The following is a 15,764-nucleotide window of genomic DNA, read 5'->3' as shown; positions in this document are numbered from 1 at the left end:
TGGGCTTTCTCACCAACCTGAATGACAGTTTCGAGAAGGAATATATCCAGAGCGAAGAGAAGATATCCAGCCTGGAGCAGGAACAGGGTGCGGTGCGTTTCCTGGACGGTATCCAGAGCTGGGTGGAAGAGTTTACCGGGGTGCTGGGTGGCCGGGTGGAAGGTGCCGGCCAGGCTGCCAGTGATGCTATTCTCTTCGGGGAGGAATACCTTCAGAACTGGAATCGGCGCGTGCTCATCCTCCAGATTCTACCCACTTTCAACGTGATGGATATCGATGCGGATATAGCCAGTACGAACGCGATCCAGGAGATAGTCGACAAGGCCGCCGATAAGCAGGGTGTCAAAGTAGGACTCACCGGCGCCGTTCCCATCCAGCGTGACGAGATGTTAGCAGTGCAGAGTGATTCTTTCATAATCACCATTCTGGCGCTGATCGGAATTCTAATTCTATTCATCCTGGCTTTCCGGATGGTTGTGAGTCCGGTGTTAGCAATCGTGACCCTGATCATAGGCATATTATGGACACTGGGACTGGTCTGGCTGCTAGTTGGCAGACTCACGTTATTCACGGCAATGATCGGCGTGATTCTGATTGGTATGGGCATTGACTTTTCTATCCATATTATTTCCGTCTACACCGAGACGCGCGCTCGTGGGGGGGATGTACTGACGTCCGTGCAGGCGGCCCTGAGAAAGTCGGGCGCCGGGATCATTACGGGTGCCACCACAACGGCCATAGCGTTTCTGACCCTGCTGGTGGCAGATACCGACGGCATGCGGGAATTCGGCTGGGTACTGGGTGTCGGTATCATTATGATTATGATTGCGACACTAATCGTACTGCCCACCCTGGTGGTCTTGAGGGAACGGATCAGTGAGCGTTTCCGAAAGGAGGCGAGGACGAAACCTGTCCGGGATATTTCCTATGGCTTTTTAGGGAACATGGCTCAGGGCCTGTCCCGTCGCTGGGCGTTTTCCCTGGTGGCGGTGGTGATCGTGGTGGGCTATTTCGGTTATCGTGCCAGCCGGCTGGAATGGGATTACAACATGCTGAACCTGGAGCCGAAGGGTCTGAAGTCCGTCGAGTTGATTGATCGCCTGCTGGCGGAATACGACATGGATATTGAGCCAGCGATGATCACCGCCCGGTCGCTGGAGGAGGCCCGCCTACTTACGGAGGCTGCCAGAGACCAGTCGATCGCCGGGACTGTGGAGTCAATCACCGATCTGCTGCCCCCGCCCGGCGAGCAGGAAAAGCGCAAAGCCCTGATATCTGAGATCCATCGAGCGATGGAAAGCACCGCCCTGCGATCAAGGTTCACGGAACATGACCTGGGGCGGTTGCAGGAGGAGATTGACCGTCTGGAAGCCAACGTGATGGAGATCCAGTCCATGGCGGTGCTGGGTGGTCAGGATAAGGTCTATCTCAAGGCGGCGCTGTTGGTGGGAACCCTTCCCGGGGAAGACGATCCTACTATTGCCCGGCTGCATGAGCGGTTGCGTCCGGTCATGGCGGACCTCGACCGGGGTACACTGAGTGTCGCCCGTGAGCAGTTGGAAACTGACGGTAATGGATCACTGAGTGATCTCCGTCAGTTTCATCGTGACTTCGGCGAAACGTATCGGGCGGGCGTTCTGCAGATGGCCAACACCGAAGCGATCCAGTTGGAAGACCTGCCTCTAGAGTTCCGGATGCAGTTCGTCGGGAAATCCGGCGAAAATTTCCTGGTCTACGTTTATCCCAAGCAGAATGTCTGGGAGCTTCAGTTTCTGCGACGGTTCCACCAAGAGATGACGGAGATCAGTCCCCGGGCCACGGGCATGCCGCCATTGGTGTATGCTTTCATTGAAGCCATCAAAAAGGATGGCAAGCTGGCCATCCAACTGGCGATCGTGGTAATCTTTCTGCTCCTGCTATTGGATTTCCGCAGTGTGAAGAAGGCCCTGCTGGCGATCGTACCGCTGGTGCTGGGTGTGATCCTGATGATAGGTACCATGGAACTGGCCGGACTGATGATCACTTTCATGAATATTATGGCCATCCCCATGATCATCGGCATCGGCGTGGACGATGGTGTCCACATTGTTCACCGTTATCAGATCGAAGGTAACGGGGCCCACAGGGTGGTGTTTTCCTCTACCGGCCGGGCGATTCTGCTGACTTCTCTGACCACGATGCTGGGCTTCGGGTCCCTGGGCTTTGCCAGGATGCGGAGTTTAGGTTCCCTCGGCATCGCATTGTTTATCGGCGTGGGTGCCTGTTTCGTGGCGACCGTCCTGATCATCCCGCCGCTGGCCGGGTTGGCAGGCTACTTGAACCATAAGCGTGCCAATGTTTCTCCAGAAAAAAGCGCAGCATCTGCCAATGAAGAATCACATTGAGATATCCTATGGTCAAGGTAAGCGGAGATGCCAGCAACAATTCAATTTGCGCCGGCGCCAGCCCTGGGACACGGGTTGGTAGATATTAAAGAGTGGGTCTTGATTTCGGTTTGAGGCTGGTTTAAGTTCTTGACTGACTGGTCAGTCGATTTCATTAAGCTGAGCCATGAAGGGTAAACGCGAACCGATCATCCAGGCCGCTATCAAAGTCTTCGCCCACGAAGGATTAAGTAAAGGACGTATTGACGATATCGCCAAGGAAGCAGGTGTTGGCAAGGGAACGGTCTACGAGTATTTTCGGAGCAAGGAAGAACTATTTGACGCCATCGTGGAAGGTGTGATCCAGCAGGTGAACGCGATGTTCGACACGGTCCTGCAAACAAAAGACTCACCGCGGGCCAAGCTGGAGCGCTGTCTGCACGAGTTGATCGACATGACTTTGATCCCCGATTTTGACGATGCGATTATCCTGATGACGGAGATCTGGGCTCAGGGTGCCCGTGGTCAGTGGCATGGTGGGGGATTCGAGCTGGTAGCGATGTACAGCCAGCTGCACTCGAAGGTCAAGGCCATTCTTAAAGAGGGGATAGAGGCCGGCGAGTTCAGGTCGATGAACCTAGACGGCGTGGCCTCGCTACTGCTGGCCTTCGGGGATGGACTGATGTGGCAGTACATCCTGTTTCCAGAGAAGGATCGGTTCGAAAAATTGAAGGAAGAAGCCATCCGATCATTCATGAAGGGAATTGTACCATGAGAAAGACAGCTGTTTCAGGTATAGCCATCACCCTAGGACTGGGAGTTCTCTGGACAGGGACAGTTCGAGCCCAGGATGACATCCCCACGGGGATGGAGGTTCTTGATCACATGACCGAGGTGCTCACACCGGTCAACAGCAGCGGAATCATGCGCCAGACCATCACAACCTCCACCGGGCAGAAGCGGACCTTCGAGTTGGAGTCTTTCTCGGCCAACAAGGGGGAAAAGTCCCTTATGCGTTACCAGAAGCCGGCCTCGGTGCGGGGCCAGGCCTTCCTGATGCTGAACAATGCTGACGACATCTGGACCTACTTCCCCCGTACCAACCGGGTGCGCAAACTGGCCTCCCACGCCAAGAAGCAGAAGGTTCAGGGCAGCGACTTCACCTATGAGGACATGGGATCGGGTGATTCGTGGAAGAAGGAATATAACCCGGTCAATCTCGGTGAAGAGAAATACGAAGGACAGAAGTGCTGGAAACTGCAATGCACGGCGGTTCCTGAGGAAGAGCCTTCGTATTCCCAAATCATGATCTGGGTCCAGCAGGACAACTATCATCCTCTGCGGATCGACTACTACGAAGAGGATGAATTACTCAAGTCGCTGTACATGTACGACATCCAGGAGGTAGACGGCTACCCCACAGCTACGCGCATGATCATGCGCAACCACCAGGAGGCCACGGAGACCAGCATGGAGATAATCTCAGTGAGTTACAGCTGGGAGCCACCGGCGGGATTCTTCAGTGAGCGGAATTTGAAGAAATGAGGCAGCGTTACTTCGGGATTGTTATATGAGCATAAAAGCATATCGATCGTTTATTGTGGCTATAGCCGTATTGACTCCCACGGCACTATTTGGCCAGCCCGAGTTTTTTGGTTATTACGAGGGTGAAATGGACGGAGCCCGGATCAGTGGCCAGGAATACTACTTCGGGTATAATAAATTGCGGCTGGACCTGCTGGCCCATCCCAGCGAGGCGGTGACCCTGGGCGCCAACCTGAACATCCGGCGCTTCCACGGCAAAACGCAGTGGAATGTCCTCGACTTCCTTCCTGAGGAGCTCTGGAAACCGATCTTAGGGGACACCACGATGATCTTTCCGCTGACAGATACGTTGTACCTGGACAATGTTTTTCTGAAAGCCCGCTTCCAGCATTTTGACCTGACGGTGGGTAAACAGCAGATCTCGCTGGGAACGGGTTATGCGTGGAATCCGACCGACATTTTCAATGTCAAGGACCTGATGGACCCTACCTATGAGCAGACCGGGATCACAGCCATGCGAGCGGAAGTCCCCCTGGGTGACCGAGTGGGTCTAGACCTCATCCTGGCACCGGAGGAATCATGGGAAGCATCGGCCAAGATGGTGCAGGCCAAGGCCGGTCTGGGGAGCTTCGACTTCACGGGTACCTACACTGAATACACCCGGCCATATCCATACTGGCGCCTGAAAACATACACGGATACGCTCATGACTTACAGGAAGCTGGGTGGCTCGATCGTAGGCCAGATCTGGGAGTTGGGTCTATGGGGTGAAGGCCTGTGGCACATGGGGGACAGCCCTGGTAACATGAATTTCGGCGAATACCTGCTAGGTATTGATCACACATTCGACTTTCAGACCTACATGATGGTGGAGTACTTCCACAACAGTGCCGGGGCTGATACGAGTAACCTGGCCTTTTTCGATTACGAGCAATATTTGGATGGACGAAGCCACAGCCTGATGCAGGACTATGTCTTCCTGATGGCCAATCACCCGATCAGTGACGTGCTGTCGGTGGGCCTGTTCGGCATTGCCAACCTGAACGACGAGAGTTTTGCCGTCAATCCCCTGCTAAACTGGAACGCCTTCGAGAACGTGAACGTGAGCCTGTTCGGGAGTTTTGCTGTGGGTGATGCGGACACCGAATTCGGCCTGCAGGACTGGGCCTGGAGGCTGCGGTTGAGGGCGTACTTTTAATTCTCTGCGAGTGATGCGAGACCAATGTAACGACAGTATGCATCAAGGGGCCAACCCGTGAGAGACCGGATTTTGATCAAGTTAGCCGACTGGGCGGTGAACCGGACCCGTTGGATGGTGATCGGCAGCATCTTCGTTACCATCATCCTGGGGATCATGGCGGAGCACATCGAGATGAGTCCGAAATGGTCGGATATGCTGCCGAAGGGTGACAAACGGACCATTGAGTTTGACCGCATCCTGGAGGAGTTCCTCAGCGCCTCCAGTGTAGTGGTGGTAGTGCAGGGGGAAGAACAGCGGATCAAGCAATTCGCTGACGCCCTGGCGCCGAAGCTGCTCGAGCCGCTGTCTGTGCCGGGGGGTGAAGAAGGCGAGACCAAGCTCTATGCCCGCCGGGTGGATTACAAGCAGGAGCTGGACTTTATCCAGGACCACGGTTTCATGTTGATGAAGGCCTCGGATCTGGAGAACATGCAAGATATCTTCGAGGACCCCAACCTGGTGCCCCTGCTCACCAATATCAACGACAGCTTTGAGAAGGAATATATTGAAGCTGATGAGTCGCTGAGCACCCGGGAGCAGGAGGATGAGGCCTACATGTTCCTGGACGGTATCGAGGGCTGGCTGGGAATCCTGGAGCGGTATCTGGAAGGTGAAGCCGTGGCAGCTGCCGAATCTGAGGCAGCGGTGGACAAGCTCCTCACGGGCGATCCGTATTTTATTTCTTACGATCGCCAGGCCCTGATCCTGAACGTCATTCCCACTTTCAGCATGATGGACGTGAACCTGATGGTTGATGGTACCGACGCCATCCAGGCGCTGGTGGACAGAACGCTGGAGGACTTTCCTGACGTGCAGGCCGGATTGACCGGTGCAATACCGTTAGGCCGGGACGAGATGGTGTACTCCATGGAAGGCCTGGGGCTTACCACGTTGCTGGCCCTGGTGGGCATCGGAGCATTGCTTTTCGTCTCCCTACGCATGTGGGTGGCGCCGCTGCTGGCGCTGGTGAACCTGATTGTGGGATTGATATGGGCCGCCGGTATATCGGCGCTGATGGTGCCGGTGATGAATATTATGACGGCCATATTTATCGTAGTGCTCCTGGGGCTCGGTATCGATTTCTCCATCCATATCATTTCCAGCTTCACGGAGATGCGGGCTCTGGGCAAGCCGCTGGATGAATCCATGCGGGAAGGGATGCTGAAATCGGGCAAGGGCGTCTTCACCGGTGCCCTGACCACCGCCTGTGCCTTTCTAGCGCTAATGATCGGTGATTCCCGGGCCCTGAGCGAGATGGGACTGGTGATGGGCATCGGTTTAATAGCGGTGATGATTGCCACTTTCACGGTGCTGCCCTCCATGCTGGTGATCCGAGAGCGGCGCAGGGAGCGGCGGCTAACGACGAGGGGAGTTGCAGTCCAACCCAAGGCCAAGGACATTTCATTTATCTTTCTGGGCCAGGTCGGCGAGGTGCTGAAGGAACGCTATATCTTTGCGCTGGGGGGAGCTGTGGTGTTGACCGCCTTGCTATTCTGGTCGGCGACAAGGATCACTTTCAATCACAATTACATGGACATCGAAGCGGAAGGTATTCCCAGCATCACACTGCAGGATACGGTGCTGGACAAGTTCGACCTGAGCATGGATTTCGCCTACCTGGTGGCGGAGAGTGCCGATGAATCGCGGGACCTGGCGGCAAAGGCCAAGGAATACGCATCGGTGGCGATGGTGGAGGACATCTCACTATACCTGCCTTCGACATCTGAGCAGCGCGAGCGCTGGCCGCACATCAACAACATCCGTCGCCTGATGGCCCAGGCGGTGTACCAGCCACTGGCCACCAGCGGTGACATCGGAGCATTGAGCGACGAGATCGAGCGGCTGGAGATGAACGTGATGGAGCTGCAGGTGATGTCCTTCATCGGTGGGCAGGACAAGGTAGACCGGAAGAGCCGGGAACTGGCGGGCGACCCGGATCTACCATCGGCGGAGACCATTTTCACCCGGCTGAAGGGAATCCTGGATCATCCGCAACAGGAACTGATAGCACGAGCTAATGCTTTCCAGAAAGCCTATTTCGACACCTTCAAGGAGCGGGTACTGGGCATGGCCAACACGGATCCCGTCCGTCTGGAGGAGTTGCCCGAGTCGATCCTGGACCGCTACGCCAACGAGGACCGAAGCCTGTTCCTGGTGACGGTACTGCCCGGGGACAATCTCTGGCAGGATGCCCGCTTTCTGACGCGTTTCACCGATGACCTGGAAGCGATGAGTGAGCGAGCCACGGGTTTCCCGCCGGTGTTCCGGGCATTGCTCGACATCATTGGTCGTGACGGGCGCAACGCGGCTCTACTTACCATAGTAGTGGTATTCGTACTGCTAATGGTGGACTTCCGCAAGCCGGGGCTGGCCTTGATGGCCATGATCCCGTTGGTAGCGGGTATGGCCTGGATGGTAGGCCTGATGCACCTGGTGGGCCGGCAGCTGGACGTGATGAACGTGATGGCGCTGCCGCTGATCCTGGGGATCGGTATCGACGATGGGGTGCACATCGTGCACCGCTGGCGGCGGGAAGGGCCTGGTTCGGTGAGTACGGTCTTCTCCAGTACAGGCAAAGCCATCCTGCTGACCTCATTGACAACCATGCTGGCTTTCGGTTCAATGGTGTTCTCCATCTGGCGGGGCTACGGCAGTCTGGGTATCGCGCTGTTTCTCGGTGTCGGGGCCTGCTTCCTTACGACGGTGATTATTCTTCCAGGGATCATCGGGTGGGTTGAAAGAAAATGGGCCCAGGAATGAGGTGGTGCATAGGTATTATTGTGCGGGAAATGGGAGGTAAGAGCCCATCTCTGGACCGACCTTGGGATGCAGCTATGGCCCATCCTGAGGGGTTAAGGAACCCACAGCCGCTAGAATAGCGCAAGTAGCGGCAGCACTTCCTCCTGTGACGGGGCGGTGGTTACCTCCACCCCGGACTCATTGATGTAGGCATCAATTTCACTGCGGATACCAAACTCACCGGGCAGGTAGATACCCGGCTCGATGCTGAACCCAACCCCAGGGATAAGCTGCCGGTCGTCCCGCATCTCCAGGGCGTCAATATTAACCCCCGCTCCGTGCACTTCGGTGTCGATGCTGTGGCCGGTGCGGTGGGTGAAGTAGGGACCATAGCCCGCCTCGGTGATAACGCGGCGGCAGGCCTGGTCGACCTCCATGCCCGCCACGGGCTGGCCGGACGTCAGGCGCTCGGCGATGAAACTGACGGCGGTATCGCGGGCTCGTTTCACAATATCGAAGATGCGGGCGATTTGATCCGGCACATTCTTACCCGCGTAACCGGTCCAGGTGATGTCGACGTAGGTAGCTTCGGGATCATCAGCCTGCTTGGCCCACATATCGATGAGCACCAGGTTGCTTTTTTCGATGGGGGCATGGCTGTTTTCGGTGGGAGCGTAGTGGGGCATGGCGGCATGGGCATCGACGGCCACAATGGGGGGAGCGTCGCTGATAAGGCCAGTGTTGGCGAATTCGGCCGCTATCTGTTGCTGGATGGTATATTCGTTGATCGAACGCCCCGGCCTGACGGCTTCCGCGATCGCTGCAAACGCCTGCTCCCGGATCCGGTGCATGATCGGTACTGTGGCCTTGTGGCGGGCATATCCCTGAGCAGTCCAGCGGGAATGGAAATACTGGATGATGTCACCGGATGACAGCACCTCTACACCCGTGCGGCGGATCAGCTCCATTGTTCCGGCATCGATTTTGCTCACGTATGGCAGGGCGCACCCGGGCGAGTATTCCATGGCCACCCGCCGATGACCGGCAAGGAGTTCCGCGACCACATTCTCGAATTCCTGCCAGCCGCTGTAGAGGACGAGGTTTCCCGTCAGACCCTCGAAGTAGTTCTCTTCTATCCGGTGGACCAGCACCGTGGGTGTGCCCCGGGCCGGCAGGAGATAACACCAGCGGCGGGTGAAAACGCCTTCCTCCAGGGGCAGGAACTGGCGGGCGAAGGGATTGAGGTCATGGAAATCGTACAGCAGCCAGGCATCCAGACCGCGCTCTGAGAGGAACTTTTGGAATTGAGGCAGCGTTTCTGAGGTGATCTTGCTCATTTAAAGGTCCTGCAGCTATTTCCGATATGGGTTGAGTGAATTACTGTAAATCTTGGGATTAGCGTGTAGCCAAATTATATTATCCATAGAGCAAAGTCACCTCTGTTGGTGAGCTTGGCGATGTTTTTTGACATGGGGGCGAAACGGTATCGACGGATTGGAGGGTGCAAGTGGCAGCGTGCCGAGGAGGTCCGGTAACCTCGTAAACCATCCGGTCAACACCATAAATGCCGATAACTACGGCATGGCATACGCCTAAACAGCGTTAGCCCGTTGCCCTGAGAAGTGTCTGCCTTCTCAGGTGTCAGCGTCGTTTTTGCAGACTGGCCCTGACCTTTGCCTGAGGGGCCGGGGTAAGAAAAATCAGGCTGGCCGCTTCCGCGGTTGACCGTTGACCAGGCAGCGGCGAGAATTGCCAACGGTCTACGCACGTAGAGACCATTTGGGTCCCCTTTTCGGACGGGGGTTCGACTCCCCCCGCCTCCACCAGTAAACGCCCCGACAGCGGGGCGTTTTTGCATTCCGTTTATTCCCGGATAAGCTGTACACTATCCTCGTATAAAAGGAAGGGGATCAAGAGGAATGCGACGGTGACGGATACGAAATCGCCCTTCACGCCCAGATTATATTCATTCCTGCGGGAACTAAGCGCGAACAACAACCGCCAGTGGTTCAACGCTAACAAGGAGCGCTACATCACCGATGTACGTAATCCTATGCTGGATTTCATCGTGATGATGCAGGAGCCGTTATCTAAAATATCGAAGTACATCACTGCGGACCCTCGACCTGTCGGCGGTTCCATGTTCCGCATCTACCGGGATACCCGCTTTTCCAGGGACAAATCACCCTATAAGACCCATGCCGCCTGCCATTTCCGGCACAGCGTTGGCGAGGGAGTCCATACCATCGGCTTTTATCTGCATCTGGACCCCGAAGAGAACGTGGTCGGCGGTGGGATCTGGCTGCCACCGACACCGATCCTCAATCTCATTCGTCAGCGGATTGACAGCCACCGGGAAGCATGGGGCCGGGTGGTGAACGATCCCGGCTTCCGGGAGCGCTTCGTTAGCCTGGACGGAGAGCAGCTGAAGCGGGTCCCCCGGGACTTCGATCCCGATCACCCCTTCGCCGACGACTTACGCCTTAAGAGCCTCGTGGTGGGCACCAGCCCCACTATTAAACAGGTCACTTCACCCGGTTTTATCGACTACGTCACGGGTGTCTATCAGGCCATGTCGCCGCTGATGGCGTTCCTGGCTGCGGCGCTAGAACTTGACTGGTGACAGGATCACACCGGATAGCGATAGTGTAATGTCCGGCTGATTAGCCTATCTCAGCCGCTACGGATAAGGGCCTCTCTTAGGGATTATTCTTTTGGTCTCTGTGTTTAGTGCACGGGACTACCGAATCCGATACCTGGGAGCCCAAGGGGAGGAAGATGCGGCAGAGGGATTCGTTACATCCGTTCCGGGGCCGTAACGCCCAGGATGGCCAGACCGTTGGCGAGGGTTTGACGGCAGGCCTCGGTGATCACCAGGCGGGCGGCGCTGAGCTCCTTGTCATCGGTGACCACCCGGGCCACGGTATAGTAGCGGTGGTAGGCTGTTGCCAGTTCCTGGAGGAAGTTGGCCACCATCTGCGGTTCCAGCGATTCATACACCTGCCGGATCACCTCCGGGAACCACCATAGCAGGACCATCAACGTCCGGGCCTCGGGGAGGGCCAACAGCTCCAGCGGGGCCTGCTCCAGGTCCAGCTCGTAGCCGAAGGCCTCGGCCCGTTTGCCGATGTTCACCATCCGGGCGTGGGCGTACTGCAGGTAGTAGACGGGGTTCTCGTCGGAAGATTTGCGTGCCAGGTCCAGGTCGAACTGGAGGTGGGACCCCATGCCGCGCATGATGAAGAAGTAGCGCACTACGTCCCGGCCCACCTCGGCGAGCAGTTCATCCAGGGTGACAAAGGTGGCTTTGCGAGTGGACATCTTTACCTGTTGGCCCCCCTGCGTGAGGGTGACGAATTGGTGAATGAGGACGCGGATATTGCCGGTGTTGTATCCCAGTCCCTTTACTCCGGCCAGGACGTCGGGATAGGTATCCTGGTGATCGGCGCCGAAGACGTCCACAATCAGGCCGTACCCCCGTTCGAGCTTGTCGGCGTGATAGGCGATATCGGGGAGGCGGTAAGTGGGCTCGCCGGTACTTTTAACGAGCACGCGGTCACTGTCGCGACTCAGTTCGGTGGCTTTAAGCCAGGTGGCGCCCTCTTTCCGATAGATGAAACCTTTCCTTTCAAGGGCCGCAATGGTTGTGTCCAAGGCCCCTGATTCATAGAGGCTGTACTCATTGAAGTAATTGTCAAAAACCACTCCCAGTTGGTTCAGAGTAGTTTTAATGTCCTGGAAGATAGCCTCTTCGGCCATGCCAGTGAAGGAGGATATATCTTCGTCTGCCAGGGCATCCCGGTCCCGTTCCACCAGGGACTGAGCGATATCGCGAATATAATTGCCCTCATACCCTTCTTCCGGGAATTTGGCCTCCATACCCAGGAGTTCTCTGTACCGAGCCAGCACCGATTCACCCAGCAGGCGCATCTGCCGCCCGGCATCGTTGTAGTAGTATTCTCGTTCCACCTGGTAGCCGTTCCAGGCCAGGATATTGCTCACAATATCCCCCAGGATAGCGCCCCGGCCGTGACCCACGGTCAAGGGCCCAGTAGGATTGGCGCTGACAAATTCCACCAGGGCCCTTTTCCCAGCGCCGAGGGCGGACTTGCCGTAATCCTGTCCCTGCTGCAGTATGATGCGGAGGTGCCGGCGGAGGTAGTCATCCGCCAGGGTGAAATTCAAAAACCCAGGTGGGGCTACCTCGACCCCAGTGACGACTTCGGTATCCAGCGAAAGGCGAGCCTTGAGTTCTTTGGCGACGGCGAGTGGTGTTTTACCAGCCTTCTTGGCATATACAAGTGGGGCGTTGGTGGCCAGATCACCGTAAGCGGATTGTTTCGGTCGATCGAGCTGGATGTTATCGAGCTCCATCCCCAGGTTTTTGAGGGCGGCGGCTAGCTGGGTGCGCAACTGTTCAATCATGCGCCGGAATCGCTGACTTCAGAGATTTTCGCGTCCGCCCATAATCGCTCCAGGCCATAATAATCCCGCACTTCGGGGAGGAAAATATGGGCTACAACATCGATATAATCAATCAGAACCCAGGACAGTTGATCGTAGCCTTCGATATGGGAAGGCTTCGTATCTTCGGCGTCAAGGGTTTCATGTAAATGGTCCACTATAGCCTTGACTTGCACATCCGATTCTCCCGTGCAAAGTACGAAGAAATCGGTAACGGAGGTGAGCTCTCTCAGGTCCATAATGATAATTTCTTTGGCCTTTTTGTCCAGCATTAAGTCGGCTGACCGAAAGGCCAAGTCCGAGGGGGTTAGCGCACGATTCGGACGGCGATCACGCTTTGCTGGCATGAGGATGGGGGGTAGTATGGAGCCTGGAGGTATAAGTGGTAGTTAGCGTCTGGATGACATCATTTCCCGATAAGAGGTTAAAGTGGAATAGTCCTGGCCGAGGATAATCGTCACGTCAAGTTGGAGGGAGGGATCAGGCATATTTTCCACAGCGTTGGATTCGACGCCGAGGGTGTGGGCTACAAGGTTGGCCCGAGTAAAGTCTGTCCCCCGATTGACCACCAGGGTTCGGGGGTAGTCATAGCGTTGGGCATTAGTGAATCGGATCACGTCGTAGCCGTGGTTCCGCAGGTAGTCGGTAAATTTGTTGGCCAGGCCCGGGTTGCCGCAGCCATTTAGCACCTCGACTTCGATCCGGTTGTCGCCCAGTTCCGATTCAGGCTTCCCTTTGCTCGTCGTGCCGGGTGGAACTGTAAGTAATCTGGTGTGGTCGGCCAGGTCATCACCGGTGACCGTGATTTCAACTCCGGAGCGGGTGGTTAAGGCGGAGATGATGAATCCCACCACAAGCAGCCCCATGGCAATCAAGGTTAGATTGAATAGCCAATGCTGGAAATCAAGCCTGTGCTTGCTCCGGGATCGGTGGAGGTGGGAGGCGGTATAGCGAGAGCTGGTCGAGGGGCGCCGCTGGCGTCGCGTAGGGGCCAACTCCTAGTTGTCCATTATCTCAGAGTGATCCGGTGCCTGGTATCTTTGAAATGGTACATACATGGGACGATACCAGGGGGAATAGCGTCTCAGAGGGGGTAGGTTTGAAATCCCCAGATGGATATTAAACTTATCCGAGAGCCACCAGTCCATACCCGCTTGATAATACAGCAGCAGGTTATTCGCAGCGGGCATAGTTGAACTCATAATACCGGGCTGGACCAGATGAATCTGGCTGCTCAATAGAAGATTGTTGGTAATAAGGTACCGCATCTGGTCAGTATAGACACTCAGACTGGAGGTACCTGACGGCAGGCCGGTACCCGACATGAGCGAGATGGAGAAGCTGTGGGACATGCTAAAGCGCTGTGGATCAAGCCACGAAGGGCTGGCGATAGATTTGAGCTGAGATGCCGAAGTGGTCTGAGGCAGGTCGGACTTGAGTTGCCCAAAGAGGCTTGAGGTAAGACACAGCACCACCGGGTAAACCAGCAGCCAGCGATTAAATGAAGACCTCTGCATGAACTTTCCTTAGTGCTTCCCTGGTATTAACACCCAGAATTTCTTTAAAATCTTTTGCTTTTTCAACCGCAACGATCTGGTTTTGTTCCTTGAGAATATACAAAACATCCGGCAGATAATACTCATTTTGTTTATTATGGTTTTTGACGCGGGGAAGGGTGGCAAATAGTGCCTGGGTATCGAAGACATAGATGCCGCCATTGACTTCCTGAATGGTGCGCTCCTCGTCGGTGGCATCTTTCTCTTCGACTACCCGCAGCAGGTTACCATCGCCGTCTTTAAGGACCCGTCCATAGCCGGTGGGATCGTCGAGCTCGGCGGTGAGCATGGTGGCTTTGGCGTTGGAGCCTTGATGCCGCTGGCAGAGATCGCGGATAGTCCGGGGCGAGACCCCGGGGACGTCGCCGGAGAGCACCACAATACTTCCCTCGAAATCGGCCAGCATGGGGCGGGTCTGTTCCACGGCGTGGGCAGTGCCCAGCTGTTCATGCTGGATAGCATAGGATACGTTGGCGCCTTTCAGAGCCGCCTTAACCTGCTGGTATCCATGCCCCACCACCAGCACGATGGGATCAGCCCCTAGCTCCTGGGCGGTGGCCACCACCCATTGGATCATCGGCCGCCCGCCAACCTCGTGCAGGACTTTCGGCAGGTCCGAGTTCATCCGTTTACCTTTACCGGCGGCCAGAATGACGGCGGCTAGCTTGCAGGACGGGTTCATGCGTCGAGTGCTCGGCTGATAATACCGCCGCCTATGAGGATTTCTCCGTCGTAGAAGGCCGCCGACTGTCCGGGGGTGATGGCCAGTTGGGGTTCATCGAACACCAGTCGGGCGGTAGTGCCTTGGGGGGTGAGTTTGGCCGGGGCCGCGGGGGAGTTGTAGCGCAGGCGGGCCTGGACCAGCCGGGGAGTGGCCAGGGGATCCACCAGCCAATTCAGCTGTTCGACCTCGCAGGCGGACTGGAAAAGAGCCGGGCGGGTGGCGACGGTGATGCGGTTGGTGGCGGGATCCATTGATTTCACATACAGGGGTTCTTTGTGGGCGATGCCCAGCCCGCGGCGCTGGCCGATAGTGTAGTAGACGTAGCCGCGGTGTCGGCCCAGCACCCGACCGGCTTCGTCCATGATTTCACCTTCACTCACTTTGGCCAGTTGGTCCATAGCCTGTTCCTGCAGGAAGCGGCGGTAGTCGTTGTCGGGCAGGAAGCAGATTTCCTGGCTTTCGGGGGCCTGAGCGGTGGCCAGGCGGTGATCGCGGGCGATGCGGCGGGCCTGGACTTTGGTCATGGTGCCCAGGGGCAGCAGGGTGCGGGCCAGGGCTTGTCTGGGGATTCCCCAGAGGAAATAGGATTGTTCCTTGGCGCTGTCCACTCCTTTGAGGAGTTGTGGTTGGCCGTCGGGGCCGGTTTCGATGCGGGCGTAGTGGCCGGTGGCGATCAGGTCGGCGCCCAGTTGATCCGCCTGGGCGAGGAGGGCCGCCCACTTGACGTAGCGGTTGCAGCGTACACACGGATTGGGGGTGCGGCCTTGGAGGTATTCAGTAATGAAGTCGTCCACCACTGCGGTGCGGAAAACATCCTGGAAGTCCAGCAGATGGTGCGGCATACCGAGGCTTGCGCACAGTTCCCGGGCGGCGTTGACGGCCTTCTCCGGGCAGCAGCGGTTATCGGCAGGTTGGTTACCGTTGGTATCCCGGTAGGCCCAGAGCTGCATGGTCACGCCTACGGCCTCGTAGCATGCCTCCAGGACTTTCAGCAGGGCGACGGAGCTGTCCACCCCGCCGGAGAGGGCTACCAGGACGCGCTTTGGCATGTTCTAAGTTACTAGTTACGGGTTAAGAGTTACGAGTTTCTAGTTTCAAGTTTCAAGCGATCAGTCCGCCAGCCGGCGGATTAG

At 56.7% G+C, this 15,764-nt stretch carries 13 protein-coding genes and 1 other RNA gene; 7 read left to right on the top strand and 7 right to left on the bottom strand.

What is annotated here, in order from left to right; translation table 11 throughout:
• From ACETWG_09590 to ACETWG_09570, 5 genes are all read left to right on the top strand, one after another.
• Positions 1–2,384, top strand: a 2,384-nt coding sequence (locus ACETWG_09590; protein MFB0516837.1) for an MMPL family transporter, incomplete at its 5' end; no start/stop codon positions are given.
• 166 nt (positions 2,385–2,550) lie between these two features.
• Complete coding sequence (locus tag ACETWG_09585) at positions 2,551–3,138, top strand: TetR/AcrR family transcriptional regulator (protein ID MFB0516836.1); 588 nt, start codon at positions 2,551–2,553, stop codon at positions 3,136–3,138.
• Positions 3,135–3,908: an outer membrane lipoprotein-sorting protein gene (locus tag ACETWG_09580; GenBank protein MFB0516835.1), complete on the top strand. Its 774-nt coding sequence runs from the start codon at positions 3,135–3,137 to the stop codon at positions 3,906–3,908. The genes ACETWG_09585 and ACETWG_09580 overlap by 4 nt, the downstream gene beginning before the upstream one ends.
• 25 nt (positions 3,909–3,933) lie before the next feature.
• Positions 3,934–5,106, top strand: coding sequence for a hypothetical protein (locus ACETWG_09575; protein MFB0516834.1), 1,173 nt, complete (start codon positions 3,934–3,936; stop codon positions 5,104–5,106).
• 57 nt (positions 5,107–5,163) lie between these two features.
• Positions 5,164–7,908, top strand: coding sequence for an RND family transporter (locus tag ACETWG_09570; protein MFB0516833.1), 2,745 nt, complete (start codon positions 5,164–5,166; stop codon positions 7,906–7,908).
• 110 nt (positions 7,909–8,018) lie between these two features.
• Here ACETWG_09570 and ACETWG_09565 read toward each other — a convergent pair whose 3' ends face one another.
• Positions 8,019–9,224, bottom strand: a complete 1,206-nt coding sequence (locus tag ACETWG_09565) for a M24 family metallopeptidase (protein ID MFB0516832.1) — start codon at positions 9,222–9,224, stop codon at positions 8,019–8,021.
• 134 nt (positions 9,225–9,358) lie between these two features.
• On the opposite strand from ACETWG_09565, the gene ssrA reads away from it, so the two are divergent.
• Positions 9,359–9,713, top strand: a transfer-messenger RNA (tmRNA) gene (gene ssrA / locus ACETWG_09560).
• Between the two features lie 101 nt (positions 9,714–9,814).
• Positions 9,815–10,510: a DUF2461 domain-containing protein gene (locus ACETWG_09555; protein ID MFB0516831.1), complete on the top strand. Its 696-nt coding sequence runs from the start codon at positions 9,815–9,817 to the stop codon at positions 10,508–10,510.
• Between the two features lie 173 nt (positions 10,511–10,683).
• Here ACETWG_09555 and argS read toward each other — a convergent pair whose 3' ends face one another.
• The 6 genes from argS to mnmA all read right to left on the bottom strand — a co-directional run bounded on the left by argS (position 10,684) and on the right by mnmA (position 15,680).
• Positions 10,684–12,312 carry an arginine--tRNA ligase gene (gene argS, locus ACETWG_09550; GenBank protein ID MFB0516830.1) on the bottom strand — a complete coding sequence of 543 codons (1,629 nt, stop codon included), beginning with the start codon at positions 12,310–12,312 and terminating at the stop codon, positions 10,684–10,686.
• Positions 12,309–12,623: a ribosome silencing factor gene (gene rsfS, locus ACETWG_09545; protein ID MFB0516829.1), complete on the bottom strand. Its 315-nt coding sequence runs from the start codon at positions 12,621–12,623 to the stop codon at positions 12,309–12,311. Before rsfS ends, argS begins: the two co-directional genes overlap by 4 nt.
• Before the next feature lie 117 nt (positions 12,624–12,740).
• Complete coding sequence (locus ACETWG_09540) at positions 12,741–13,346, bottom strand: LytR C-terminal domain-containing protein (protein MFB0516828.1); 606 nt, start codon at positions 13,344–13,346, stop codon at positions 12,741–12,743.
• 3 nt (positions 13,347–13,349) lie between these two features.
• Positions 13,350–13,868: a hypothetical protein gene (locus ACETWG_09535; GenBank protein MFB0516827.1), complete on the bottom strand. Its 519-nt coding sequence runs from the start codon at positions 13,866–13,868 to the stop codon at positions 13,350–13,352.
• Positions 13,849–14,589: an NTP transferase domain-containing protein gene (locus ACETWG_09530; GenBank protein ID MFB0516826.1), complete on the bottom strand. Its 741-nt coding sequence runs from the start codon at positions 14,587–14,589 to the stop codon at positions 13,849–13,851. The genes ACETWG_09535 and ACETWG_09530 overlap by 20 nt, the downstream gene beginning before the upstream one ends.
• Positions 14,586–15,680 (bottom strand): tRNA 2-thiouridine(34) synthase MnmA, encoded by a 1,095-nt coding sequence (gene mnmA, locus ACETWG_09525; GenBank protein MFB0516825.1) that lies wholly within the window; start codon positions 15,678–15,680, stop codon positions 14,586–14,588. The genes ACETWG_09530 and mnmA overlap by 4 nt, the downstream gene beginning before the upstream one ends.
• Positions 15,681–15,764 lie beyond the last annotated feature (84 nt).

The sequence above is a fragment of the Candidatus Neomarinimicrobiota bacterium genome (assembly GCA_041862535.1).
Classification (GTDB): domain Bacteria; phylum Fidelibacterota; class Marinisomatia; order SCGC-AAA003-L08; family TS1B11.
The sequence above is the reverse complement of the archived record's forward strand: the minus strand, read 5'-3'. Positions and strand labels throughout refer to the sequence as shown.